The sequence below is a fragment of the Vibrio sp. 1F253 genome, assembly GCF_041439295.1.
Taxonomy (GTDB): Bacteria; Pseudomonadota; Gammaproteobacteria; order Enterobacterales; family Vibrionaceae; genus Vibrio; species Vibrio tasmaniensis_A.
This window is the reverse complement of record NZ_JBGONU010000056.1, coordinates 1-25,661: the sequence shown is the minus strand read 5'-3', so window position 1 is coordinate 25,661 and position 25,661 is coordinate 1. Positions and strand designations below refer to the sequence as shown.

Genomic DNA, 25,661 nt, shown 5'->3' with positions numbered 1-25,661 from the left:
CAGTCGTTTCACTTGTGGCGGCTTCACGATATTGAGCCACTCCCACTGTTTACCCTGCGTGTAGCGATAGAAAAACTGTAAGCCATTACGATCGAGTTTAATGGTGCTCCACGAGTGGGTTTGGATAAGAGACGCGAAGAACTGTTTGAGATCGGCCGTGGTTAATGTGTCAGGGACGCGATCGAAATGAGCGGTGATCCGACGAACCGCACGAGAATAGGCATCAATGGTCGCGGGTCGTTTACCTTGCAGCTTTAGGTTGGTGAGGTGTTGTTCATAAAGGGCGTTGTAGCGTTTTAAGTCGGTGGGGTTCATAAGTTACTCCTGTCAACGACCATCCAAATGATGGTGTTACAAGAGTATGGCTTGCACTCGCTTTACTCTGCCGCGCAGCGGCTTCGTTCAACAACGACTTATCGTTCTTAATTTGTGATTGAACAAGAAAATGTAGAATTTTTATGTCTAACAGAACTAAATGTAGAAAAGTTGAGAACTGTGCTTAGTAGTAATGTTAAAACAAGTTTACTATTGACAATAAAGACAATATCCCCACTTCAAAAAATCAGTTATTTACCAATCTGTAATTAAGATAAAATCAGAAAAATATCGGCTTCAACTTAGATACTTTCATTCTATAAATTAAAACAAAGCGGATTTTAATAACTCACGCCCTATCATACGTTTACGATAAATAACAAACTTAGATTTTATAAAAATAATTTGATCAATAAGCTTTTTTGTAAACTTTGAATTACATACTCTAAAAATAAATCTCCCTGATAAACTTGTCATAATTCCAAATGCTCTTCCAATCTTGATTCGCAACACATGGCACAGATGTATTGCATATAGACTTCCTATAAAGCCGTTGGGAAGAAGGAGTTTATATTAAAATCAGGAACGAAAAATGAACCAACAACGTCAACTAAGCTGGAAAATAGCAGCTATTCTAGGTACATCTTTTGGCTTTAATGCACACGCTGCAGAAATGGTCAGAGTCGATAATGATGCATTACTACAACAAAGCCTCGTCGCGCAGTCGAAGAGTGTTGCTCCACTTGAATTAGGTTTTTCTGAAGTTAAACGGGTGGTACTGCCCAATGGAAAAACCAAAGTCCGCTATCAACAAACTCACCTAGGTTTACCCGTCTTTGATACCTCCGTTGTCGCCACCCTTTCCAAGAACCAACCCACTCAGGTGTTTGGCTACATGGCACAGGGGATCAGTGGTGACCTATCCAGCATCGCGCCAAAACTGAATCGAGTACAAGCGATTGAAGCTGCGATATCCTCTCACCGCACGTTTACTGTCGGCAAAAAGTCGATTGAAAACAAAAACGCGAAATTGATGGTGAGATTGGATGAGAACCAAGTCGCCCAAGTGGTGTATCTGGTCGATTTCTTTATCGCGTCCTCTATGCCAGAGCGCCCTTTCTACTTTATTGATGCCACGACTGGCGATGTACTCCAAAAATGGAATGGACTAAACCACGCTAAAGCATTGGGTACTGGCCCCGGTGGTAATATAAAAACCACTCGATATGAATATGGCAGCGACTTCCCTAGCTTTCCCATCGACAAAACAGGCACAACTTGTACGTTAGAAAATGAATCAGTTAAGACAGTCGATTTGAGGAACGGAACCTCTGGCAGCGCAGCCTACAGTTACAACTGTGCCGACGGCACCAACTACACCGATCATAAATACATCAACGGTGCTTACTCGCCTCTTAACGATGCGCACTATTTTGGTAATGTCGTATTCGATATGTACAAAGAGTGGATGAACACGTCGCCTTTAACTTTCCAGCTGACGATGCGCGTTCATTACGGTACCGATTATGAAAATGCCTTCTGGAATGGCTCATCCATGACATTTGGGGATGGCAAAAATACCTTTTACCCATTAGTCGATATCAACGTGAGTGCACACGAAGTCAGCCACGGCTTCACTGAGCAAAACTCCGGCCTTGTGTACCAAAACATGTCGGGCGGTATCAATGAAGCCTTCTCAGACATTGCGGGCGAAGCGGCTGAATACTACTTACGTGGCAGTGTGGATTGGGTGGTCGGTAGCGATATATTCAAATCAGAAGGTGGCTTACGTTACTTTGACCAACCATCGAAAGATGGCCGCTCGATTGATCATGCCTCTGAATACTACGATGGTTTGAACGTTCACTTATCTTGCGGTGTTTACAACCGCGCCTTTTACCTTTTAGCGAACAAATCGGGTTGGAATGTACGTAAGGGCTTTGAAATATTCACGGTCGCAAACCAACTGTATTGGACGGCAAACAGTACCTTTGATGCCGGAGCTTGTGGCGTAGCGAAAGCCGCAGCAGACATGGGCTATGTGGTTGCCGATGTTGAAGATGCTTTCAATACCGTAGGCGTGAATGCGAGTTGTGGTGTCACGCCGCCAACCGGCAATGTATTAACGAAAGGCACACCAATTACGAACCTAAGCGGGAATCAATCTTCAGAGAGCTTCTACACCTTCACTGTTGATTCTGCATCCAGCGTGACGGTTTCAATGTCTGGTGGTTCAGGTGATGCTGACCTTTACGTGAAATCGGGCAGCAAGCCAACGACATCGAGTTACGATTGTCGCCCTTATCGCGCTGGAAACAATGAGCAGTGCAGTGTGAGCGCGCAACCGGGCGTAACCTACCATGTGTTACTGCGCGGATACTCGAACTACTCTGGCCTAACGTTGCGTTTAGATTGAGTTAGAGCGAGCCTCTCAAACAAGTTGTAAATCGAGAACTAGCGGTTAACCGCGAAATAAAAACCTACTCACTTTGAGTAGGTTTTTTTATGACACACCGTAGTAGCTAATAATATTGTAAGTTATTTACTGATACGTTTATTAATTTATAAATATCAAGGTTACTTAGGCATTATTTTATAAAAACAGTTTAAATTGAGATTCTGTGCTGCACAACGAAACAAAAATAACTGACTAACTTTTGAACACATTCACGTTACTGATAGGTTAATCCTTATAGGGCAAATGCTCTATTAATGATAAAAATTAAAATAAGGATTATTTATGAGACCATCTTTTCCTATCAGTATGGTGCTTGCAACGACAGTGGTTGGCTTCCAGTCTTTTGCGCAAAATATTGAGACAACTGATTCATTAGGTATTGCAGAAAGTAGCGCTGCGCAAAAGCAATCTTTGGCGTTACAAATCAGCGAGCGTTATTCCGATCTTGAGCTTTCATTGAAGGCTCAGATCTCAGAAAAGAACTTATCCGCGCCTGTAGATAAATTGAGCTCTACTCAGCCCTACTCTGCATTTTCAAGCCGGATGCAGAAAGCGGATCTTGGTTATCGCAAGATGAAAGGGATCAACGACTTCAGCGACTCTGTGTTAGAGGTTCGCATGGCTGATGAAGCGATGATCGAAGCTTGGAAGAATGGTGAAAACCCGCTGTTTGCATTTGAACCATCAGGCGATGATTCAAACTGGCAATACATCGAAGCCTATGATGTGTATGGGCAGGTTCACGAACTAGACGTGTACCAAATGCCAGACGTTCCAGTGTTTGTGGTTGATAGTAACGGTGCTGAAGAGCTAAAAGCCGGCTTAATGGCAATGCAGGCAGAGATGCAAAAGCTGGGTACTACAACGCAAATCAATGCCGTTAGCGTTAGCGATACCAATGCCGACGAGAGTCAACCTCAAAAACTGTCTTTGATGAACAGGACTCGTCGCTCGATGGCCTTGTCGGAACCTGAGCCGTTGAATACCACACAATTAACCAAAATCCGTTTAGCCGTCGACCAAGAACCTTGGATCTCTGGTAAAGCGGAAATCTACGCTATCGTGACGGGTGTCGATTCAAGCCGTTTAGAGCCCCAGATCGACCTCGTTGAGATGCCTTATCTGGACTACGACAAACAGACGTACTACCCGAACCAGACCGTCATCTTCTGGCCTCGCTACCGTTGGGGCGCTGCAGACATGATCTTAATGGAACACGATGATGGCACAGACTACAAAGCGCTAGCAAAACTCTTAGTTCAAGCCGCAGAAGAGATACTGAAGATGATTCCTGATCCAGAAGTTCAAGGTTATGCGATCATCCCTCAGATAACAGGCAAGATTATCGATGTGATTCCTGATGGCGTATTAGTCAATGATGACGACTTCGTGGACGTGTACTACACCTTAATGCAGAACACACCTTATGTAGACCGTCCGGGCGCAGGCGGAAATGCTGTCGCATCGTTTGCACCAGTGACTATCTCGCCGACAGAGTAAGTCGTTTCTCATTTGGTTAGGGCTTAGTCACACAAGCCCTAACTCTTCGTTGTCAAAGGTGACTAAAGATAGGTAGAGACGCACTGAAAAACTGATTACAGGGAGTAATCGAACACGATGATGTCACCCAACAAAGGACGAAATACATCTTTCAGCGCATCATGCTCAGGGTGCGGAAGGTAATTCTGGCGGCCTTCTTCATCGGCGAACGTCATTAACACCGAGTGGGTATAACCTTGATTCTTGTTTTCAGGGCTGTCATTTAATCCCCATTCAACTGAAGTGACCCCTTCAACCTTGTTTGGCATCGCTTCAAACAGCATCTTTAGTTTTTGAACCTCTGAAGCTTCAGCGTTTTCTTTAAACTTAATCAGTAGAATATGACGAATCATCCCCGTTTCTTTTTGAGTCATTCCTTGTCCTTTCGAGTCGTTCGCTTACTGGTTTGTAATGCTTAACCAACACCTAATAGCGATCTAAATTAGAGAACAACAAAATGCCACACGTTACACAACATGCCAAGGCTAGATCGCTAGAGTTTATAAAATACTCCACAACCCAATAACGAAAAATGCTGCACCCAAGGGCGCAGCATTTCTCATGACAATGGTAAGCACATCTTTAACGCTAATCACGACGACCTGTAAGCTGGATCTTTTGGTCTTGATCTACGTTCTTTTGGAATTGGATTCCGCCGTTAGACGCTTCATTTCTTCCTTCCAGTGTTAAGTCAGATTCAACACGCTCAGCCTTTACTTGATTACCTTCGCTTCTTGTCATGTCGATAGTCCCTGTATACGTACCGTCGGCAGCAAAAGCAGTATTCATTGAAAGAGCCATTAAGCCTAGTGCGATTAACTTTTTCATACATCACCTCATATTATTTTTAATTATTTGTTCGTTTGGTATCTGTGTTTCTTTGTTGAGGTCACTTTAGCGCTTGAGTGAAAGCCATTCGAGGAAAAGCAAGATTTACCAAATGGAAAATCAAGGGATTAGCGAAGTTCTGACGCTGTTCTGTCTTATCTGTTTTGTACTACCACTATGATATTAGAGTCACATAATTTCTGTACGCCTACCGCACCGAAATTACTGCCTATAAAAGGATTCATTTGGAGAGCCTGTGGACATCAATCTAGACATTCAAAATATCCTCGTCATCAAGCGTATGTATGAACTTCGCAATGTTGGACTGGTTGCGGAGTCGCTAGGAAAAACCTCTGGGGCGATCAGCAAGAACCTCTCGAAGTTAAAGTTGCAGCTCGACGATCCACTGTTCATTCAAACCAAACACGGGTTTGAACCCACGACTTTTGTTGAAACCAACATCGAAAATTTTGAGCAGATCTTGAGCAGCGTTGAAGCCATTAAACACCAAGTATTTTCGCCAGAAACTTACCAAGGTGATATCAAAATCTACGCGAATACACTGTTCTGGGAGCGCTTTGGCTCGAAGCTCTACTTTGCTCTGAGTAAAGAAGCCCCGCATGCTCACTACTCATTCGTTCGATGGGGAAGCAATGTGAGGAACAGGCTCATCGACGGCGAAGAATCCATAGCGGTTCATTACTTTGATGAAACCTTGCCACAGTCAATTTCTCAAATGGAATTCGGCAAAGGAAAAGTGGTGTTCTTCGTGAGAGAGGATCATCCAGCGAAAGACTTTGAGTCGCTCGCCAACTACCCAATCATTCTATTTAAAACCCCGGGATGGAATGACAATAAATACCCGATCCTTGATCGCCTTAGAAATATCGGATTTCACGTCAACCCAAGAGTGGAAGTCGATCACCCTGCGATGATTCACGATGTTGTGTTCAAATCCGACTATTTTGGTATCACCCTCAATGGCAGCGTACCAGAAGGCTGTCGTAGTATTGATTTACCCGAAAAACTGACGATCGATGTGGGTTATGTGATGAGCTGCCGTCGTTCACAGAAAGACGCGCCTTTGAACCAGTGGTTATTCCAAATGTTGAAATCTACCCTAAAAAACAAACAAGCGTAGTTCAACATCTAAAGGCCTAAATGATTAACGGGTTAATAGCTTAAAAGCGTAAAGGCTTAGCTGCTTAACGACATAACTCCCCTACCATTCAAAAAAGAAAAGGCTCCCGAGGGAGCCTTTGATTAGGGTTCTAGTGACTATTCGCTTATGTTTTTATTTTAAAATGCTTCTTCGAGCGTTTGTTCGTTCTTTTTTTCGGTTTGTTTTTCAACGGTTTCAACCTCTTTCAAGCGCGCAGTGAAGTGTCTTAACACCGGCGGTTCGTAGGTAAAATCGAGCCCTTTCACTTGTCCTGCATTCTCTTTCACTTTTTCGAATGCTTCGATAATGAAGTCCATGTGTGTTTGTGTGTAGGTCGCGCGAGGAATGGTAAGGCGCAATAACTCTGCAGGGCATGGATGTTGCTCGCCCGTGGCAGGGTCGCGACCTTGCAGCAAAGACCCAATCTCAACCGCTCTGATACCCGCGACTTTGTACAACTCGCACGCCAAAGCATGTGCTGGGAACTGACCAGCTGGAATATGAGGAAGCAGTTTACCCGCATCCACAAACGCAGCATGACCGCCTGCTTGCTGGCACACGATGCCCATCGCTTCTAAGCCATCAACAAGGTATTGAACCTGATCAATACGGTACTCCAACCAGTCTTGGCTCATACCGTCATACAGACCAACCGCAAGACGCTCCATTGCGCCACCTTCTAAACCACCATAGGTTGGGAAGCCTTCTTGCACCACACATAAGGTTCGACACTCTGTGTACACATCCATGAAAGAGTCGTCTTTAAAGCACAACAAGCCGCCCATTTGCACCATGGCATCTTTCTTGGCAGACATGGCTAAGCCATCCGCGTATTTGTAAGACTCACGCGTGATCTGTTCGATTGTCCAATCTTGATAACCCGCTTCTCGTTGTTGAATGAAGTAGGCATTTTCAGCGTAACGTGCAGAATCCATGATCACAGGGATGTCGTACTTCTGAGCCACTTGATACACGGCTTTTAGGTTGGCGATAGACACTGGCTGTCCACCAGCAGAGTTACAAGTAATGGTGCTCACAATATAAGGAACATTGGCTGCGCCCGCTTCTAAAATCGCTTCTTCCAGCTTCACCACATCGAAGTTGCCTTTGAAGTCCGCATTCACTGAGGTATCAAACGCTTCTTTGGTATAAACGTTTTTCGCCACACAGCAATTCACTTGGGTGTGACCTTGTGTTGTATCGAAGAAGTAGTTCGACAAGGCGACCATTTTGCTGCGATCGAGCCCTTTCTCCATTTCACGCTTCTTGATAAGAACAGGAATGTAGATCTGCTCTGCGCCGCGCCCTTGGTGTGTTGGAATCGTCAACTCGTAACCGAAGATATCCTTAACCGCATTCGACAATGCGTAATAACTGCGACTACCACTGTACGCTTCATCCCCCATTAACATCGCGGCTTGCATACGTTGGGTGATAGAACCTGTACCACTGTCTGTCAGTAAGTCGATAAACACATCATCACTATCCAGTAAGAATGGGTTCATGCCCGCTTCAACAATGGCTTGCTCACGATATGCAGAGGTTGTTCTTTTTACTGGCTCTACAACACGAATACGAAACGGTTCTGGTAGATGTTTGAAGTTTTCCATAATAGTACCTTTCTATACATTCCGATCAGGTCGAAATCTATTTTCTTTAGATGTCACGAATCCTCACTATTAATTTAATAGATCCGCATAAAGATAGACGGAAATTAACAATGAAAATAAACAAGTTAAATAATGAGTTATTAATCGAACCTAAACAGAGGCTGAGATAATTAGCGAGAACGACAAAACAACGAATATTCTGCACGAAATAATAAGTGCGACATTCATGCGTTCAAAGGTTATCAAAGCTGCTGATAGGTAAACAAAGCACGCTGCTTTGCTGGCGCGTGACGCCTAGAGGGTACTACTCTGAAGAAAGGCGGAACGAGAGCTGGTGGTCTAAGGTATACCAAGCTAACAAGGTTAGCCATGTTGTTGATTGCCATTTCAGATACATGTTCACAATATATCCCTACGTTGAAATCAAGATGATCCGAAATTTAAATATAGTGCAATTGTTTTATAAATACAGCTTAGAAAAGTATAAATGTGATCAACATTTAGAATGATAATTAAATACGATAGCATGTTATATAAACTGTGAATCACAGCCGTTTACATACTATTAAACTAGTTCAGCGAGTTACTTAATAATATCGAATCTCTTTTAAACTCAATACATCTCTAATAAGGGGCAAATATGGCTGTTTTCTGGAAATCTATTGAGCTAAAAAGCCAAGATCTAGAAAAGATAAGCTCTGATGAGGCTCAAACCTCACCAGAACCGTATTCGCAGTGAATGACTTACTTCTTCTTAACAGCTTGCTTGATGGCCATTTCAGCCAGTTTTGGTGTCGCAGCTTTCAATGCGCTGGGTGCCACCTTCTTACCCGCCTTGACCGCTTTATTCAGTTGGCCTTTAACCGACGTGCCTCTTTTCATGGCCTCTAAACGTTGGCGGTTTCTTTGCACGTTATTTGCGTCAGCGATACGCTCGATCAACGTCTGCCTTAAAGTATCTAAACCAAACTGTACCTTTTCTGGCGCAATCGCCAGCGGTAACACGATATCGGTTTGCAGCAATATATGATTGTATTCGAGCGCTTGAGCAATGATCTTTGCTTTGGTCGATGTTGGATTCTCTAAGTCATACGGTGGTTGCCAATCGTCTACAGGCTTTAATCTGTCTACCTGATTCACAACCGACACCACAATCGGCTTCTTGCGTGAGATGTTCTTAGGATCGTCATAGAAAGCATCAAATCTATCTTTCAATTGCTTATCCAAATCACGTGCAGATTGATTGGCTTTAAGCACCCATAGCACCACATCCGCTTGGATCATCTCTTTCAGCATTAAGGCTTCGGTTTTAGGGTTGCCATCAAGCCCTTGAAGATCAACCACGCGAACATCATTATCGTCGACAAACGCGTTGTAAACCGTTGAAGTGTCGGTTGATGGCAGTACATCCACTTCAGCTACCAACTCTTGCTTAAGCGCATTGATAAGCGAAGATTTACCAGAACTGGTTTGCCCCACCAGCACGATTCGCACAGGCTCTAATTCAGGAGCAAAGCGTTGTTCGTCGAGTTCAGACACATCGGACGCTTTAAGTGCTTCATCTTCAATGCTGAAACGTCCGCTATAGAGATCAATCGCCACCGCCGCAACTTCATCTAATAAGGCTTGTTTAGCGGCGTATTGCATGTCATCAACCACACCTCTTGTCATTGAAGATGTCGCTTGCTCTCTACCTAAATCAGAAACAACTTTTAACGGGTTCAAATAGAGGTTTTTGAGGTGATTTCCCCAAATAGCGGCCTTAACGATCTTCTGCCCTAGCTCGCCATATTTGTCATAGGCTTCGTAGCCCGCTTTGATGTAAGAAACCTTGAGATACTCAATGCCCGGTATATGCTCTCGCACTACCAGTTTGTAGCGTCGGCTTACCTCTTCGAACAGCTTTAGCCCTTCAGGAATCGAGAAGTCGAGCGATTTCTTATCAAACTTTTTCGCCACAAACTCAAGTACTTCTAAACCGGTTTGGTCTAGGTTGCCCCACTCTATATCGACCATTAATTGCTGTCGCACGTAGTGTTTTGAATCATTCCAAATCGACAGTTCTTTTTGAGACCAATCAGTCGAAGCCTTAACCAATGCATCGTTGATATCAGCTTTGTTATGTTGTGATTCAGATTCAGAAGCATCTTCGCCAAGGCCGTCGCTCTCTTTATTTGAGAAGGGCTCCGTACTTGAAGATCGGCGTGAAGAGCGGCTTGAAGAATCGCGAGAAGAACGGCTAGAAATAAACAAAGGAATGGTGAACACCAAGGTACTCACGGCAATGGCAATCGACATTTCGAGTAGGTAACCGTATTTGCTCGCCAAGAACACACCAAAGCCCATCATGATAATGCTTGGGAAGATGGCCGAAATAAGAGCAATACCCCAACGGCCGCTCGATAGCACCGCCAGTAATCGAAATAGGTTTCTAATTTTCTTCATAGCCCGACGCCGCCTTACCTTTTTTCAGGGATTCTTTGTAGATCTTCTGCATCTCTTGTTCAGACACTTCTTCGCCTTTGTTCTTATGATAGAAGTAAAAACAAGCCGCGCGACCTAAACCATAAGAGGTGCCGAAACTCATTGCCGCTGCAGCCACCGCCCCTACCGTTTGACCATAAACTGGAATCAGCTTTATCAACTGTCGAGTGCCCAGCTTCATTCCGTATTGCAACGCAAAGCTGCTTCCCAGAGTGCCTATCAACTCACTGAAGACTCTCTTGTTCCACTCGACCCCATATTGATTCGCCAAGCTATGAAGCATTTTCGCTTGAATCGCAGGTACCGACACCAACCCAACACCCGGAATCAGGTCGCTCGCTGCCGCACTTCCCGCATACCAAAGCACTTCGTTTTCTACTTGATCAAAGTTGGCTTCTTCTTGAGTGGAGTGCTCTTTGTCTTGCACCATCATTCCAATAACAGGAAGAATACTGGTCAGCTTTTCTAACAAGATGTCATAGTTGTAAATTGAACCACTGTTATTGCTCGAGTCATCCGTTTCGAAATCGACCGCGACGGATTCAAACTCTTTACCCCAAGCCTTCTCTACTTGGTTGGTGTTGAACTGAACCTGCCTTGCTCGATCTGTTTCACCGGAAGACAACACTGCAGTATGAACAAGCAGCAAGTGTTTAATTTTCTTCTGTTTCTTAATCTGCTTTAGAGCCGCAAGCACTGAGGATTGTTCAGGTTCGTCGGCTTTCATTACAACGACTAATGCATTACCTGCCTGACCAATCTCTTCCAGATCCTCTTTCGCATCATAATTCGCTTCGCTTAGTCCTCTGGTATCGAGAAAGCGCATCACGGGTTTGTCTTGTGGGAATTCGTAAGACATCGCCGTCATGGTACAAGGTGCAAAACCATTGCCCACTTCAACAGAAGAGTCGCCAGTCACCGCCTGAATAAACGATGACTTGCCCGCCCCCGTTTTTCCCAACAGCCACAATGTTGGCAGATGCTGACGCTGGTATTCATGGGCCTGAGTAAGATCTGGGTTCTTGCTCGGATTAATGAAGTCTTTTATTTGATCAAACATGTTCAGAGTAACGCTCACTTGATGTTGAGATTCGAGTTGATGACAAAGCAATACTGACTTGTATAATCACAAATCATATTAAACTTATGTTTGTTCAGTCGCACAGGTTTACAATACCTAAACGCTTGTTTTTATTTGCGCGCTCATTTTTATAGACGCTTTTTTATACGTGCGGGTATCATCGTATTGATTCACACATCGAACAAACATCAACAAACACAGAGAAGTAAAAGGTAAGTATGGAACAAATTTATTTAGCTGGCGGTTGCTTATGGGGCGTACAGGAATTTATTAAGTACGTTCCTGGTGTTATCAGCACAGAAGCAGGCCGTGCCAATGGAAGCACCCACCAGCTAACAGAAAACGGGTCGACGCAGCAAAGCGATTACGATGGCTATGCAGAGTGCGTACAAATTGAATTTGATCCAAGCGTTACGTCTGTTATGATTTTGATGAAACACTTGTTTGAGATTATCGACCCTTACAGCGTGAATAAACAAGGTGTCGATGTCGGAGAAAAATACCGCACAGGCGTTTACAGTACTAACGCAGAACACTTAACCGAAGCTAAGCACTATATTGCCTCTCGTGACGACGCCGACCGTATCGCACTCGAGATATTGCCGTTAACTCATTATGTCGCGAGTGATGATATCCACCAGCATCATTTGAGCCTATTTCCTGAAGATCATCACTTATGCCATATCCCTTGGGGTCTGCTGCATAAGTACAAATCCTAGACTTAAACGTTACGCCTTGAGCCTTGAGCCTTGAGCCTTGAGCCTTGAGCCTAGAAACAGAACACTAAAAAGCCCCAATAAGCATTTACCTATTGGGGCTTTTTAAATTATTTCAGTATGAGCTAAAGCCAGAAAGCTTATTGAGTGATTTTCAAAAGCTCTCCGTACATATCACATTAAACTTTGGCAGTTCAAACGAACGGCTACCGCAATCGGTAGCCGCTGTAAAAAGTTATAGTTTTTGATTTAAAAGGGATTAGCCTTCGGCTGGCGTCACTTCGTCTTGTTGCTCGACTTTGTCATCGACCGCTTTAACAAGTAACAGGCCGACAGAGAACACAATCAAACCACACAGAACGAATACCATGCGTCCCCACATTGGGTTTGGCAGTACAAACATAGTCATTACGCCCACACCCGCTACCGCGATAAGTGAACCCAACATACGACGTTGCTTGTTATCCAGTTTCTTCTGTTCATTACTCTCAGCAACTAACGGTGTCGCTAGGTTATTGAAGAACTTGTCGACGTCTTTCTCACGGTGTTCCGGTAATGGCTTGTAGAACAGTGTTGAAAGAACGAAGAAGCCAGCAGTAAATACGATGTGACCGATAAGGCCGATAGCCACTTTCAGGTCAGCCCACTCACGGCCAGTTAGTTCGTTTAGACCGAACCAGTTTTGAATCATGTCCGCTGTGATAACGAAACCAACGAAGTAAGAAACCACACCGCCGACTACTAGCGTACCCCAACCTGCCCAATCCGGTGTTTTACGGATGAAGAAGCCACAGAATGCTGGAATTGTCATAGGGAAGCCGATCAATGCGCCCACGTACATCATGGTGTCGAAAAGGCTCAGACCTTTAAGAGAGTTGATGAACAGAGCAACCAAGATGATCGCGATACCGAAGAAAGTAGACGTTAGCTTAGAAACAACCATTAGCTCTTTCTCTGTCGCTTTAGGACGAAGAATCGGCTCGTAGAAGTTCTTAACAAAAATACCTGAGTTACGGTTTAGACCAGAGTCCATTGAAGACATAGTCGCAGCAAACATAGCGGCAATCAGAAGGCCAACCATACCTGCAGGCATGTATTCTTGAACAAAGTAAAGGTAAGCGAAGTCAGCGGCTTTGCTGCCAGCTTCTGGGTAAGCTGCTGCTAAATCAACACCTTGACCTGCCATGAACCAAGAAGGCATGAACCAGTTGATTGGACCAAGCGTCATTAGTACACAAGCAAGCAGTGCAGCTTTACGTGCGTTGTTTGAATCTTTCGCAGCAAGGTAACGGTAAGAGTTAAGCATGTTGTTGGTGATGCTGAACTGCTTTAAGAAGATGAACACAGCCCAGATGCTGAAGATGCTCATGTAGTTCAGGTTATCACCCGTAATGAATGAATCTGTTGGGAAGTCGTTAACGATCTGCGTAACGCCGCCACCGTGGTAAATCGCAACCACAGCACACGTCACCGTTACCGCCATGATGATAACCATCTGCATGAAGTCAGATGCGATTACCGCCCAAGAGCCGCCTGTTACTGACATTACCAGTACAACCAGACCCGTTAGGACAATCGTCGTTGTCATATCAAAGCCGAAGATACCCGATGCGATGATCGCAAGGCCGTTCAACCAGATACCAGCAGAGATAACGCTGTTTGGCATGCCAGACCAAGTAAATACTTGCTCATTAACCTTACCAAAACGCATACGAATCGCCTCAATTACCGTCACAACGCGCAGTTGGCGGAACTTCGGAGCGAAGTAAAGGTAGTTCATTAGGTAACCGAATGCGTTCGCGATGAAGATAATCGCTACGGCAAAACCATCGGTAAAAGCTTTACCTGCTGCACCAGTAAATGTCCAAGCACTGAACTGGGTCATAAATGCGGTTGCACCTACCATCCACCACAGCATATTACCTCCCCCACGGAAGTAATCACTTGTCGTACTTGTAAACGTTCGGAACATCCACCCTATCGCAATTAAGAATAGGAAGTAGATGCCAACTATCAGGGTATTGAGTTCCATCTTGAGACCTTTTTATTCATGTTTTTTTGTTAAGGTCACTATAGATAGATGGCAATCACATTTGTACTACAATAATTCAAATGCGTGACAGTGATCTTACAGTCCAGGACTTAAGTAATCATACAAGTGATCGAGTTCAAATTTGCAACAACAGTCAACACGATGCATCAAACTTACACATCCCAAACGTTAATTTTCAGTTCAAACATCAAAGACAAGAACCATAAAACACTAAGATACTGATAGGTAAGAAAATAAACACAAAGGACAAATAACTAACATAGAAGCTAACGTCATATACGAGCCATCTACAAGGTAAATTGATAGAGAAACTCCACTTACCAACAAAGTGAAAACGTTTATTTTGTATGATTACTAGAAGCTACAACTAAATAAAAAACCGAACCGTTCCGAAGTTCCGCAACTTGGCACCTCAATAATGAAAACTTGAAAACCACTAATATAAGCTGACAGTCTTTCACGGAAGTGAAATGCTTTTAACACACCGATTACACTTTCCCCGTCCATTAAAAAGGTGTCATTATGAAGAAATACGTCCCAATCTTAATTGCTCTTAGTACGATGTCTTCTATGAGCTATGCAGCCACCAGCAATGATGATGTTGTTGTTGACTATTTGCAGATGCGAAAAGGCGTGGCTTACCAAGTCAACCATTCAAAGCCATTTACTGGCCAATTTGAAGAGAAGTTCGATAACGGCCAAATCGCGACCAAAGCCCAATTTTCCGATGGTCTAGAACTTGGGTTAGAAACAAATTGGTATCAGAATGGCCAAGTCGCTTCTAAAGTGAATTACGTTAAAGGTAAACTGCAAGGCAAGGCTGAAACCTGGTATCCCAACGGTCAGAAAAAAGCTGAGCTCAGCTATAAAGACAATGAGCTGTCGGGTGCTGGCTCTCGTTGGTATCCGAATGGCGAACAAAGCCTAACAGCCGAATTCAGTCACGGGAAAACAAATGGATTAGTAACGAACTACTACCCTAATGGCAATAAGGCTAGCCAAGCGAAATTTGATGAAGGCGAAGTAGCAAACGGGAAACTCACTCGCTGGAATACTAACGGTGACAAGGTTGAAGAACTGACCTTTAAAGACCACAAAATCACGTCTAAACAAGTTTGGATGCCGACAGAAAGCTAGTCCAGTATAAGTTTGTGCTAAGGGCTAGTTTACTGAGACTGTCCTAAATCCTGTATAATTGGCCCATAGCACTGCTCTTCCTGAGCGCATATTACTAGAACGGACTGCATTGTCATGAGGCTACTTTTCAGAGGTAATCTCAGCGTGAATAACGTTGATCTTATCTATCAACCTCACCTACCTATCAACCCCACCTCTTCGTACCTGATACATTGAAAAGTGCAACTGCAGTAGTGGGTCAAACGGATTCACTTGAACGTGCGGTGAGCAACCGAGAAGCTTAATCGTTAATCGTCTTGATAGATGCCCCAGATAACCCTCAACTCAAATTTCAGACAAAAAAACGCTCATGTTGCCTGTATCAACATGAGCGCAAGGGCAGATCTTCACTACCATGTCCTACCTTTCTAAACGAAAGCAAAAGTTATAATTAGAATAGTTGGGAGCAATAATTAAGGTATTACCTAAAACACCTTAATTATTTTTTTTAACATAGACTGAAGACTGACAGCCTTCTCCACCTCTAGCTTACTGTCCCCAAAACAGATAAAGCCCACATGTTTCAATTCATTCAAAAATTCACATCGTCGATGGTTCATCCGACAGCATTAGACAACCTGCCCTCATACCAATCTCAAATTCAAGATCAGCTTTGTCGCTCAGCCATCATAGTGATCTTATTCACCCACCACCCGAGCGCCAAAGAATAATAATGTATTACAAATAAAATCTACAGTGAAACATTACTATTTTTGCTATAGCGCACATTACAGAAAGAACCCCTAACAAATAAATTAATATTTATTCTTTTAAAACAATGGATTACTTAACTTATCAATTTGTAACGATCTGTGTAAATGAGATTTATGATAACAACAAGATCTAATTCACAGATCGACCTTCACATTATCTATAGCATATTTGTATTATTTTAATGCAAACAGAACTCGGCGAATTCAACAGATTCAAAAAGACTGTTGCATTAATCAAACGAATTACCCTATTTGGCTCTAACTTGAGGCCAATACTCAACCTATAAATATGGAATTAATACCATGAATAAAACTAAAATCGTGATTGCTGTGGCATCTGTACTCGCTGCTGGCTCTGTATCTGCGGCGTCTTTCGATATGAGACACGAATACAAGAGTCATACAGATCAACACGCTACTCGTGTAAAACTGGGCGATAGCATTGGCAACTTCCTTGTAGATATCGAAGCGAAATTCAAGGGAGAAGACGGCGAGTTTATGGAAGATTTGAAGAATAATGGTTGGGAACTTGGTCTTAATTATCGCCATGTGCTTAACGATAACTGGACGATGACTTACGGTATGCCAATAGAAGGTCGCGAGTCTGGTGTCACATACAAACCTCAAGTTCGCGCGACATACAGTGTCGACAGCATTGACGGTTTAAGCCTAAGTGCACGTTACCGTTACGATATGAGACAGAACACAAAATCAATTGCAACTGACTCAGACGGCAAGCCAATCTTAGATAACGGCTACTTAACTTATCAAAACGATGAAAACCAACGTCGCCATCGCTTAACAGCAAACATCAACTACTCAATGGAGAACTGGCGTTTCGGTTTTGAAGGTAACTACTACAAAGCAGATGATTACAACATCTACGACAACGATGATACAAACTACGAGTTAAATGCAAGTATTCGCCACATTATGGGTCAATGGGCACCATATGTAGAGTTTGGTGATGTGAGCACTTCATCGACTAAAGCGACTCGTGAACTGCGTAGCCGTGTTGGTCTAACTTACAGCTTCTAATCGATAGCTATATAAATAATCTAAGATAATTACTGTCCTAATTTTCTAAGACCTAAACAAAAGCCAGCTTAATCGCTGGCTTTTTATGTTTTCAAATCAGGTTATTCAACAATGATTCACTTACAGGAAGGTACAACCCTAATGGCTGATCCGATATAAAAAGGAAAGTGTCACTTCATCATTAGGCACAACTCGCTTCTGCTGAGCCAAAAACAATTCCGCTGTCGAAACGGCATCGGCTAATGCATTGTGGCTGTTGTACTCAGGAAGCCCATACCTGTCTCTCGTACCCGCTAGAGTTAAATCCACCTCTTCATGGTTACTGATCGCTTTCTCCATGCTCTTCTCAATACATAGTGTATCAAGCCAAAGCAGAGGAATCGCTCTTAAACCGTAGCATCGAAGAAGGTATTGGCTAATGAACTTCTCTTCGACCACACAAGCGTGCGCGACGATGATCTTACCTTTTGCGGCTTCGAAAAACGTCAGCATAGCATCATGAATTGAAGCGCCCTCTTCCAGCATTTGTGGTGTGATGTGGTTGATAACTGCAGTTTCAGCATTGATCTGCGAATCGTTATCCAGATAAATATGCTTGGCGGACGCTAAGTCTATTCGCCCCTTGACCACATCGACCCAACCCATAGATAGAATAAGGTCTTGCTCGCTGTCTAAGCCTGTAGTTTCAAGATCTAAAACGATATATTCGCTATCTTTGGCCAAGTCCGTCATCTCTGGGCAAGGTTGATCCACAAGAGCATGTAACGCCTCTGGCAGCTTAACCGTATTCAAATATTGCTTTCGTGTGCGCTTAATTTTCTCAAGAGGATGAAAGTAATTTAAAAACGATTTCATTAGCGTGCTCCGAAACGGATTTTCGCGGCTTCTTGAAGGTCAGCAATGATCCTAAAGGCATCTTTCAAGTGTTTACGCTCAAAGCTACCAAAGCTATCTGGGTTGATGTTGTTGTCAGGCACATCCCCGTTCTTCAGCGCTTCAAGTTGATGACCAAATCGGAAAGAGAGAATGAACTGGTAAGAGCCCAGAATGTTCTTGAATGCGTCGTCGCTCAGCATGCCTTTTTCATTGGCAGCTGCGAAACGTTCATCGGTTGCTGACAAATCACATTCCACCGCTAATCCGTAAATACGCGCAAGATCAATAATCAAGTTAATGGCGTACTTCTTCACATTGAGTGTTTTCTTGTTCTCACCCGATTTCTCTAGAACCAAACTATTGAAAATACCCAATGGCGGGTTGGTGTTTACCGCATCTTTCACTAGTGTGCTTAAAAACTCACGGTTACTGCGAATGTTAGAATGCAACTCATCACGAAGAATGCCTTCGAACTCACTGTTGCCATAGATGGTTCGAATTTCTAGGAACACACTGATGTTGAGTAAGCGTTCGTACTCAGGGTTAGCCACCCACTTCTTGTAGTAGTGCTTCCAAACGCTGAGTGGCTGACACCATTTTGGTGTCGCAGCCATGAATTTACCCGGACACAATGGATAATCACAACTCGCTAATCCGTTAGTCACCATCATCGCTAAATGTTTGAAGTAAATACGGTCACTGTCTGTCGCATCGTCAGAGAGTACAATCGCACTATCTTGATCCGACAGCATATGAACTTCATTACGAGCGTGCGAGCCCGCAACAATCCAAGAAAAATCACAAGGTGGTGGGCCTAACTTATCAATCGCTATCTGAATCAATCGGCGTGTGTAGGCGTCCATAATCATGGTCATGACCTTACCTACGGTTTCCGGTGCAACCTTGCCTTCCACCAGCGCTTCAAAAATAGCTTGTCGCTCTGGGGTAAACGAAGACATGGTTTTCACACTGCCCGCGTATTTGATTTTCTCGATTAAGAAGATCGCTTGGACACGGTGGTTTTGAACTAAGTGAGACGTAGTGAGAAGACCAACGACCTTATTCTCTTTCACAACGGGCAAGTTACGGATGTTGAATTGCATCATGATAGACGCAGCATGCAGCACCAGATCATCCGGTTTTACCGTCAGTGGAGAATGCGTCATCACCTCGGAGATCAGGCTATCAGTGCTGACACCGTGGGCGATCACTCGCTTAGTCATGTCACGGTCGGTAATCAAACCAACAATGGTTTCACCCTCATAGATCACGGCACATGGCGAGCGTTGATGAAGCATTTCAACCGCGACCGACTGAATAGTTTGTTCAGACTTAACGATAGCCACCTGCCCGCTTGCCACTTCTTCAACCTTACGAATGAACAAGCCTTTTTCTTTATTTGACCACACAACATCAAGTGCCGACTTCAACCGAACCTGCGCCTGTGATGCAAAGTGTTCTGCGCAGCTTGGGAATGCCTTGAACAACGCTTGAAGCGCCGAATGTGGAATCACATAAAGTAAGCTATTTTCGATTGCGATCGCTCTGTAGCCTTTCTCGTCATTAACTTCAGAATCTAAGAACGTAAAGCCGAACAAGTCTTCACTGCCTAAACGAGCACGAAGTACACCGTCTGACTTTCTTTGCTCCATAGAACCGGTTCGGATGATGTAGAGCGACTTTTCTTTACCCGACTCACATAGATCAACCACATCCCCCTTGCCGAGATAAGTGATCTGAACATTGGAGGCAAGTTCACGAAGTGCTTGTTTAGGGATCTTATCGAAAGGATCTATCTGACCGATAAATTGAAGAATATTTGGCAAAAGAGATTGAGGCATAACCATACTCGCATTTGTTTGATTAGTATTATTATATAATTAATATATCGAGTTGCGAGTTGATTTTTAGGTTGAATAGCAGAATTGATCAAGTTTTAGAGATCAGAATAAGAAGTGCAATGTCAGAAACATAAAAATACAGATACAAAAAAGCACGCTAAATGCGTGCTTTAAAATTTGTAAGGGCACATCAAGTGCTTTCAGTTAGCTTGTTACAGGCAATCGGTGATTTGATTCTTGCAAGTGACTTGCCGAAACTTGGCGTGCTTTATCACTATTGCCTGCCATAATGGCTTCGTATATTGCGCGATGTTCGTTAATGCATGTGCTGCCTTCTTCTGAAGAGTGCACAATAAAGTTAACAAACATCGTCGTCAATATGTTGCCAAACGGTAAGTAGAAATCATTACCCGTTGCATTGAAGATAAGGCTATGGAACTTCATATCAATATCTAACCAGCGAGCTTGATCAAGCGTTTCTTCGCTAGAAATTTCTACCATTTTTTGGAAAATTTCTGATAATTCAATACGTTGCTCGGCAGTTGCAAACTTAGCTGCCAATGCACACGCTTCAGGCTCAATCGCACGACGTAAACCTAAAAACTGATGACAAAACTGATCGGTATCAGCTAGTCCATCCATCCATTCGATAAGCTGAGGATCTAAAAAGTTCCAGTATGCACGATCAACAACGCGAGTGCCGATTTTAGGGCGTGACTCTAAAAGGCCTTTTGAAGTTAGAAGTTTCACCGCCTCTCGCAACGCCGTGCGGCTAATACCAAACTGCTCACACAGAGCCATCTCACCAGGGATAATCGAACCCTGAGGTAAATTACCCGACAAAATACCACGAGCGATTTCACGTGCCACCTGCACATGAAGGCTTCGCTTAGAGCCTGAAATAGATTTGAAAGTTTCTGCCATGAGTCTACTTACTTATTAGATATGTATTATTTAACTCGTACTATAGCACTGAAAGTATAATGCACCAAATGAGGGGGATAATAACGTGAGCTCCCTTATACTCTATGGTTCTATCAAAATCCCACAAACTTTTCGAAGCTTATCACTACCAGTCGTACCTTCTTATTTATACATACAAATAGTTCCTATTTACGCAATTTTGGCATGCGTAACATCACAAAAATCACCTTAACTTATGAGTTCCCCTTCACTGCGACGCATTTCTATCGTTGTACACTTGATTGAACTAGGTGTTATTGTATGATTTATTAAAAATAATAGGTGACTGTAGATGTTTGACTCGATAGCCGCTACAAGCATTATCCCTCAAGCTTAAAGTCGCGCTAACTTAAATCTATCCGCTGTTTTTATACTTAATACGTCAGCCTGAGGTGGTTTATATGGCTATATTTTCATTGGTGGCAGATTCAAGCCGCCGAATTCATGTTCAAGTGGCTCGACAGATTGCGCGTAAAATTCTGTCGGGAGAGCTCAAAGAAAAAGAGAAATTACCCAGTGAAATGGAGTTGTGTGAAGTCTTTGGCGTCAGTCGAACTGCACTTCGCGAATCGACAAAGCTACTTTCAGCCAAAGGGCTTATCGAATCAAAACCTAAAGTGGGGACTCATATCAGGCCACGTGCTCAATGGCACTTTTTAGACCCTCAACTCCTAGATTGGATTCAAGATCTGGAAGACACCAAACCCTTCTTATCTCAATTTTTAGGCTTAAGAAAAGCGATTGACCCAGAAGCGTGTGCGCTTGCGGCATCCAACGCTACGGTAGAGCAACGTAAAGAGCTTTCGATTCTTTTCCAAAAGATGACCATCGCGGCAAATGGCTTTGATTATGAAGAGTGGACAACCAACGATCATCTGTTTCACCAAACGATTTTCTTGTCGACGGGTAACCAGTTTTACATTCCGTTCGCGAACATTCTGTCGACGATTTTCAAACAGTTTATCGACCACTCTGCCGAAGGCGGTCGCTTCTGTTTAGAAGAGCATAAAGCGATATATGATGCGATTATGTCAGGCAATGCGAATCAGGCTCGAATAGCCTCTCAAGCTTTACTTGATGATGAAAATCAAAAGCTGTCTAGGGTTGAATTAGCCATCGCATAACCAAGATTGACCAGACTGACTCGTGTATCCCAATACACGAGTCAGTCAGTTTTAGCGCCCATTTTTAACCATCCATTACCGTAGTGTTTCATCTTTAAATGTTGAACTCGGGTCCTCTCAGAGAAAACTTACGGTTACACACATAAGGTGTTGTTTGTGTCTACACAATCGTATGTAAGGAAAAATTTCTCTCTCGCCTGGCCCCTAGCCCTAAACGGTATATTGATGCAGTCGATGTTGATGATCGATACGCTGCTGGTCTCTCCTCTTGGTGAAATACCTTTGGCTGCCATGGGAATTGCGACGACTATGGTTGCCTTTGTACTCGGTATTCAAATGGCGCTGGCAAACGGCACTCAACTAGTATTAAGCCGCGCCGTAGGTTCTGGCATCACCGCTTCATTATCCAAAGCGTTTTGGGCAGGTCTGTTCATCAACTTAGGTATCGCGACAATATTTTGGTTTCTACTCACCTTTTTAGAACAGCCTTTAATTCAAGCCTTAACCGACGATAAAGCCCTTTACTTAGAAATCAGCCACTACCTTGATATCTCAAAGTATCTCGTCATTTTCACTGCATTAACGCAAGTGATTATCGCCCTATTTAACGCATTAGGAAGAACCAAGATACCGTTTAAAGGGTATTTGATTGAATTGCCGATCAACGCTGTACTTTCTTATGGGCTCATTCACGGCTTTTCAAATTTCGAAGGTATTGGTGTTCAAGGCGCCGCGCTAGGCAGTGTTATTGCTATCACCCTTCGCCTTGTGTATCTGGTTCTTTGCGTGTATTTCAGCTCAGCAATTTCACTCAAATTAGACGCCCAACGATCAGAGTTCATGACAAACGTTCGCCGTCACTTTATCGAGATATTCCCTGTCGCAGCAAATGTAACCATGCTGTTGATTGGCGCAACGATTTATCAGTTACTGTATTCGCAACTTAACATCAACGCGTATGTTGCGATTACTTTGGTGATGCCTTGGATTAGGGCTGTCTCTCAATTTATTACCGCTTGGGCTCACTCTTCCGCAATTACTATCAGCCAAGCGATTGGCTCTAAAAAGATGGATGACCTAGTCAAAAACGTCGATACCAGCATTGATATTGCGGTAGTCATTTCTTTTGTGTGTGCAATCTTGTTCGCAGGCTTAAGTATGGTGATTGGTGACATTTACCCGAACTTGGACGAGTCTACATATCAAGCGTTGGCCGTTATCGCCCCACTCTACATCTTTTTACCGATTGTTCGTGGCTACAACACAGTCCATGGAAATGTATTGAGAGCACTAGGAAAAACAACCGCAGTCTTCAAAATCAACTTTACTGGTCAATGGGTAATTTCAATTCCATTGTGTGCATTGATCATCTTTGGATTAGACGGCTCTATCTTTTGGGCATTTGCCATTCAGCCCTTTGAAGAGCTAGTAAAAGCGCTGCCCTTCAGACATCTTGCTCGCAAGTCATTGATAGAGTTCGACTCAAACAAAGCCAACGAATTGATGTATGACTGATCGCCACCAAAAAGTAACAAAGTTACTGTCCCGAGAAAATGTCTGAACTGCTTGTGTAGTCTCAGGCTTATCTCATTTAGATCGATATAGCTCAAACGAAGAGCCTAGACATTTCGCTACGCCATAAAGAATAAGGCTGCATTAAGTCCTAGTAAACAATAATGGTAACCTTGCTAGTCACCGTATATTCCTCATTATCAAATGGCGTTGAGTGGGTTATCGTTCGGGTTATTGCCCTCTTTGAGCAATACCTGACAATACGTGTGTCTATATACTAATTATTGGGCAAACATCGCCTTGTAATTTCATAATCTCATATCACCAGTTGATCCTTATGTTCATGTTCATGTTCATGTTCATGTTCATGTTCAACACATTAGCGAATCAGATACCCAACTCTACAAACCCGTTTTCATTCTTCCCACTCTTCATTGAGTACACTTCCTTAAAAAATATCGTTCCAAGAATGTCTAAAAACAAGCATAAAAAAACCCACTCAAATGAGCAGGTTCTTTATCCAACCGTGTCTAAACGACGTGATTACTTCTCTAGTTTAGCGAAGTAGTCGAAGATTACTGGTACGTCGTTTTGACCAAGGCCAGCATCTACAGCAGCTTGTAGGCTTGTTGCGGTACCTTGAGCGATTAGAGACTCAGTACCTAGCTCTTCGCAAAGAGCAAGGAAGTAACCAAGATCTTTGTTTGCGTTAGCAACAGAGAAACCTAGCTTCTCTTCGCCGTCTACCGCGTAGAATTTACAGAATTGCATGAACGGAGAGTTAGATGGGCCTGCAGACATAATGTCAAACAATTGCTGACCATCAACACCAGCGCGTTGAGCGACAGCGAAAGCTTGAGACATAGTCGCAACCGTTGTCATACCCATGAAGTTGTTTACAAGCTTAGTCACGTGCCCAGCACCTAGAGCGCCTAGGTGGAATACGTTTTCGCCTTGCTCTTCAAGAACAGGTTTAACTTTGTTGAAAGTTTCCATGTCGCCAGCAGCCATGATGTTCAGAAGACCATCTTTAGCATGGGCTGGAGTACGACCTAGAGGTGCGTCGATCATACCCGCGCCTTTTTCAGCAAGAGCTGCGCCGATTTGCTTAGTAGAAGCAGGGATAGACGTACCGAAGTCTACGAGTACTGCACCTTCTTTGATGCCCGCTAGAACACCGTCTTCGCCGTAAACGATTTTTTCAACAACAGCAGAGGTGGTAAGGCAAAACTGAACAATATCACTTGCAGCTGCAAGCTCTTTAGCGGAAGTGAAAGCTGTAGCATTGCCACGAGCAGTAACACGAGCCATCGCTTCTTCGCTTAGATCCATTACGTTTACGTGGTAACCGCGTGTTTGCAGGTTTTCAACCATGTTGCCGCCCATAAGACCTAGGCCAATGAAACCGATTACAGGTTTAGTCATATTCAACTCCAAATATGTTATTGTATTATTATATGCTCATTATAATAACTAGCCGAATCCGCTAAGGCAACCGTTTTAGGACTTTCGTGCGTGATCCAGCGCATGAATTTCGAATGCGGATACTGACATCACTTATCGAATTGGCCTCATATAAACCCAAAGAATAGGTCTTGTGATTAATAAGTGACAAATCAGATAGCAACTCAGTCTTTCGTCCTTCATATCCGACAATATCTAACCGGATACGAATCAGTAAATCATTTACAGATAAAGCTTGATAGGTTTAATTAGTGTACATTCCTATCGTTCTGACCAAAGAAAAATGAGTCAGGCACACTCTTAAAGTTCCCCCCAATAAATCAAAGCGTCTGACACCTTTCCCTGCCCCCTAAAGGTACTAGAGTAGCTCACAACAAGAACTTGCCGAGTCAAGAATAATGCGGAAAAAACACTGTCATTTTTCAACAACCTTATCCAGTAAGTAATAAATTTCGGACAATACAACACCACCAATTGTATTACTTATAAGTTCTAAAAGTCATTGGAAGTTATCGTAACAATACTCGTAGAACCAGATAACAACGTTCATTTTGTTAAATCGTTTCGTTGTCAATGCGCCGCTGCAGAGTTGAACGTTTCTCTAAATTTAGGGGCTGTGATCTTTCGAGCTGGGTTTTGCAGCATCTTGTGGAAAATTTATACAAGGAAGAGGCTTTGACGTGTAGCTGGCCTACATGAAAAGCCGAT

19 protein-coding genes are annotated in these 25,661 nt (G+C 43.4%); 8 read left to right on the top strand and 11 right to left on the bottom strand.

Annotated features, from left to right (window positions below; translation table 11 throughout):
• The coding region (locus ACED28_RS20000; protein ID WP_371710576.1) for a site-specific integrase at window positions 1–315 on the bottom strand (315 nt) is incomplete at its 3' end.
• A gap of 592 nt (window positions 316–907) precedes the next feature.
• On the opposite strand from ACED28_RS20000, the gene ACED28_RS19995 reads away from it, so the two are divergent.
• The gene (locus ACED28_RS19995; protein WP_371710575.1) at window positions 908–2,731 is read left to right on the top strand and encodes a M4 family metallopeptidase; all 1,824 of its coding nucleotides are present in this window, start codon (window positions 908–910) and stop codon (window positions 2,729–2,731) included.
• Window positions 2,732–3,055: 324 nt separating this feature from the next.
• A complete protein-coding gene (locus tag ACED28_RS19990; RefSeq protein ID WP_371710574.1) occupies window positions 3,056–4,273 on the top strand; it encodes a DUF3103 domain-containing protein in 1,218 nt (405 codons plus the stop codon).
• A 95-nt stretch (window positions 4,274–4,368) separates the two neighbouring features.
• Here the strand turns inward: ACED28_RS19990 and ACED28_RS19985 are convergent, their stop codons facing one another.
• Window positions 4,369–4,686 carry a Dabb family protein gene (locus ACED28_RS19985; protein WP_371710573.1) on the bottom strand — a complete coding sequence of 106 codons (318 nt, stop codon included), beginning with the start codon at window positions 4,684–4,686 and terminating at the stop codon, window positions 4,369–4,371.
• Window positions 4,687–4,900: 214 nt separating this feature from the next.
• Window positions 4,901–5,140: a hypothetical protein gene (locus ACED28_RS19980; protein WP_371710572.1), complete on the bottom strand. Its 240-nt coding sequence runs from the start codon at window positions 5,138–5,140 to the stop codon at window positions 4,901–4,903.
• A gap of 256 nt (window positions 5,141–5,396) precedes the next feature.
• Here ACED28_RS19980 and ACED28_RS19975 point away from each other — a divergent pair, with 256 nt between their 5' ends.
• Window positions 5,397–6,281: a LysR family transcriptional regulator gene (locus tag ACED28_RS19975; protein WP_017090766.1), complete on the top strand. Its 885-nt coding sequence runs from the start codon at window positions 5,397–5,399 to the stop codon at window positions 6,279–6,281.
• A gap of 158 nt (window positions 6,282–6,439) precedes the next feature.
• Here ACED28_RS19975 and tnaA read toward each other — a convergent pair whose 3' ends face one another.
• From tnaA to ACED28_RS19960, 3 genes are all read right to left on the bottom strand, one after another.
• Window positions 6,440–7,912 carry a tryptophanase gene (gene tnaA, locus ACED28_RS19970; RefSeq protein WP_371710571.1) on the bottom strand — a complete coding sequence of 491 codons (1,473 nt, stop codon included), beginning with the start codon at window positions 7,910–7,912 and terminating at the stop codon, window positions 6,440–6,442.
• Window positions 7,913–8,656: 744 nt separating this feature from the next.
• Window positions 8,657–10,357, bottom strand: coding sequence for a GTPase family protein (locus ACED28_RS19965; RefSeq protein ID WP_371710570.1), 1,701 nt, complete (start codon window positions 10,355–10,357; stop codon window positions 8,657–8,659).
• Window positions 10,344–11,456: a YcjF family protein gene (locus ACED28_RS19960; RefSeq protein ID WP_029225580.1), complete on the bottom strand. Its 1,113-nt coding sequence runs from the start codon at window positions 11,454–11,456 to the stop codon at window positions 10,344–10,346. Before ACED28_RS19960 ends, ACED28_RS19965 begins: the two co-directional genes overlap by 14 nt.
• Window positions 11,457–11,695: 239 nt before the next feature.
• On the opposite strand from ACED28_RS19960, the gene ACED28_RS19955 reads away from it, so the two are divergent.
• Window positions 11,696–12,196 carry a peptide-methionine (S)-S-oxide reductase gene (locus tag ACED28_RS19955; protein WP_371710569.1) on the top strand — a complete coding sequence of 167 codons (501 nt, stop codon included), beginning with the start codon at window positions 11,696–11,698 and terminating at the stop codon, window positions 12,194–12,196.
• 256 nt (window positions 12,197–12,452) lie between these two features.
• Here ACED28_RS19955 and ACED28_RS19950 read toward each other — a convergent pair whose 3' ends face one another.
• Complete coding sequence (locus tag ACED28_RS19950; RefSeq protein WP_371710568.1) at window positions 12,453–14,225, bottom strand: transporter; 1,773 nt, start codon at window positions 14,223–14,225, stop codon at window positions 12,453–12,455.
• Window positions 14,226–14,768: 543 nt separating this feature from the next.
• On the opposite strand from ACED28_RS19950, the gene ACED28_RS19945 reads away from it, so the two are divergent.
• Together ACED28_RS19945 and ACED28_RS19940 are read left to right on the top strand one after the other, a co-directional pair.
• Window positions 14,769–15,383, top strand: a complete 615-nt coding sequence (locus ACED28_RS19945) for a toxin-antitoxin system YwqK family antitoxin (RefSeq protein WP_017103043.1) — start codon at window positions 14,769–14,771, stop codon at window positions 15,381–15,383.
• 1,055 nt (window positions 15,384–16,438) lie between these two features.
• Entirely contained in the window at window positions 16,439–17,173 is a 735-nt protein-coding gene (locus tag ACED28_RS19940; protein WP_009846528.1) for an oligogalacturonate-specific porin KdgM family protein, read from the top strand.
• A gap of 138 nt (window positions 17,174–17,311) precedes the next feature.
• Here the strand turns inward: ACED28_RS19940 and ACED28_RS19935 are convergent, their stop codons facing one another.
• The 3 genes from ACED28_RS19935 to ACED28_RS19925 all read right to left on the bottom strand — a co-directional run bounded on the left by ACED28_RS19935 (window position 17,312) and on the right by ACED28_RS19925 (window position 20,814).
• Window positions 17,312–18,028: a 3'-5' exonuclease gene (locus ACED28_RS19935; protein WP_371710567.1), complete on the bottom strand. Its 717-nt coding sequence runs from the start codon at window positions 18,026–18,028 to the stop codon at window positions 17,312–17,314.
• Complete coding sequence (locus ACED28_RS19930; RefSeq protein ID WP_017103045.1) at window positions 18,028–19,890, bottom strand: DUF294 nucleotidyltransferase-like domain-containing protein; 1,863 nt, start codon at window positions 19,888–19,890, stop codon at window positions 18,028–18,030. The genes ACED28_RS19935 and ACED28_RS19930 overlap by 1 nt, the downstream gene beginning before the upstream one ends.
• Before the next feature lie 204 nt (window positions 19,891–20,094).
• On the bottom strand, window positions 20,095–20,814 hold the full coding sequence (locus ACED28_RS19925; protein ID WP_009846525.1) for a FadR/GntR family transcriptional regulator: 720 nt from the start codon (window positions 20,812–20,814) through the stop codon (window positions 20,095–20,097).
• 440 nt (window positions 20,815–21,254) lie between these two features.
• On the opposite strand from ACED28_RS19925, the gene ACED28_RS19920 reads away from it, so the two are divergent.
• Window positions 21,255–21,977 carry a FadR/GntR family transcriptional regulator gene (locus ACED28_RS19920; RefSeq protein ID WP_009846524.1) on the top strand — a complete coding sequence of 241 codons (723 nt, stop codon included), beginning with the start codon at window positions 21,255–21,257 and terminating at the stop codon, window positions 21,975–21,977.
• A gap of 147 nt (window positions 21,978–22,124) precedes the next feature.
• Window positions 22,125–23,492, top strand: a complete 1,368-nt coding sequence (locus ACED28_RS19915) for an MATE family efflux transporter (RefSeq protein ID WP_017099070.1) — start codon at window positions 22,125–22,127, stop codon at window positions 23,490–23,492.
• A 540-nt stretch (window positions 23,493–24,032) separates the two neighbouring features.
• Here ACED28_RS19915 and ACED28_RS19910 read toward each other — a convergent pair.
• Window positions 24,033–24,914 (bottom strand): NAD(P)-dependent oxidoreductase, encoded by an 882-nt coding sequence (locus tag ACED28_RS19910; protein WP_012603741.1) that lies wholly within the window; start codon window positions 24,912–24,914, stop codon window positions 24,033–24,035.
• Window positions 24,915–25,661 lie beyond the last annotated feature (747 nt).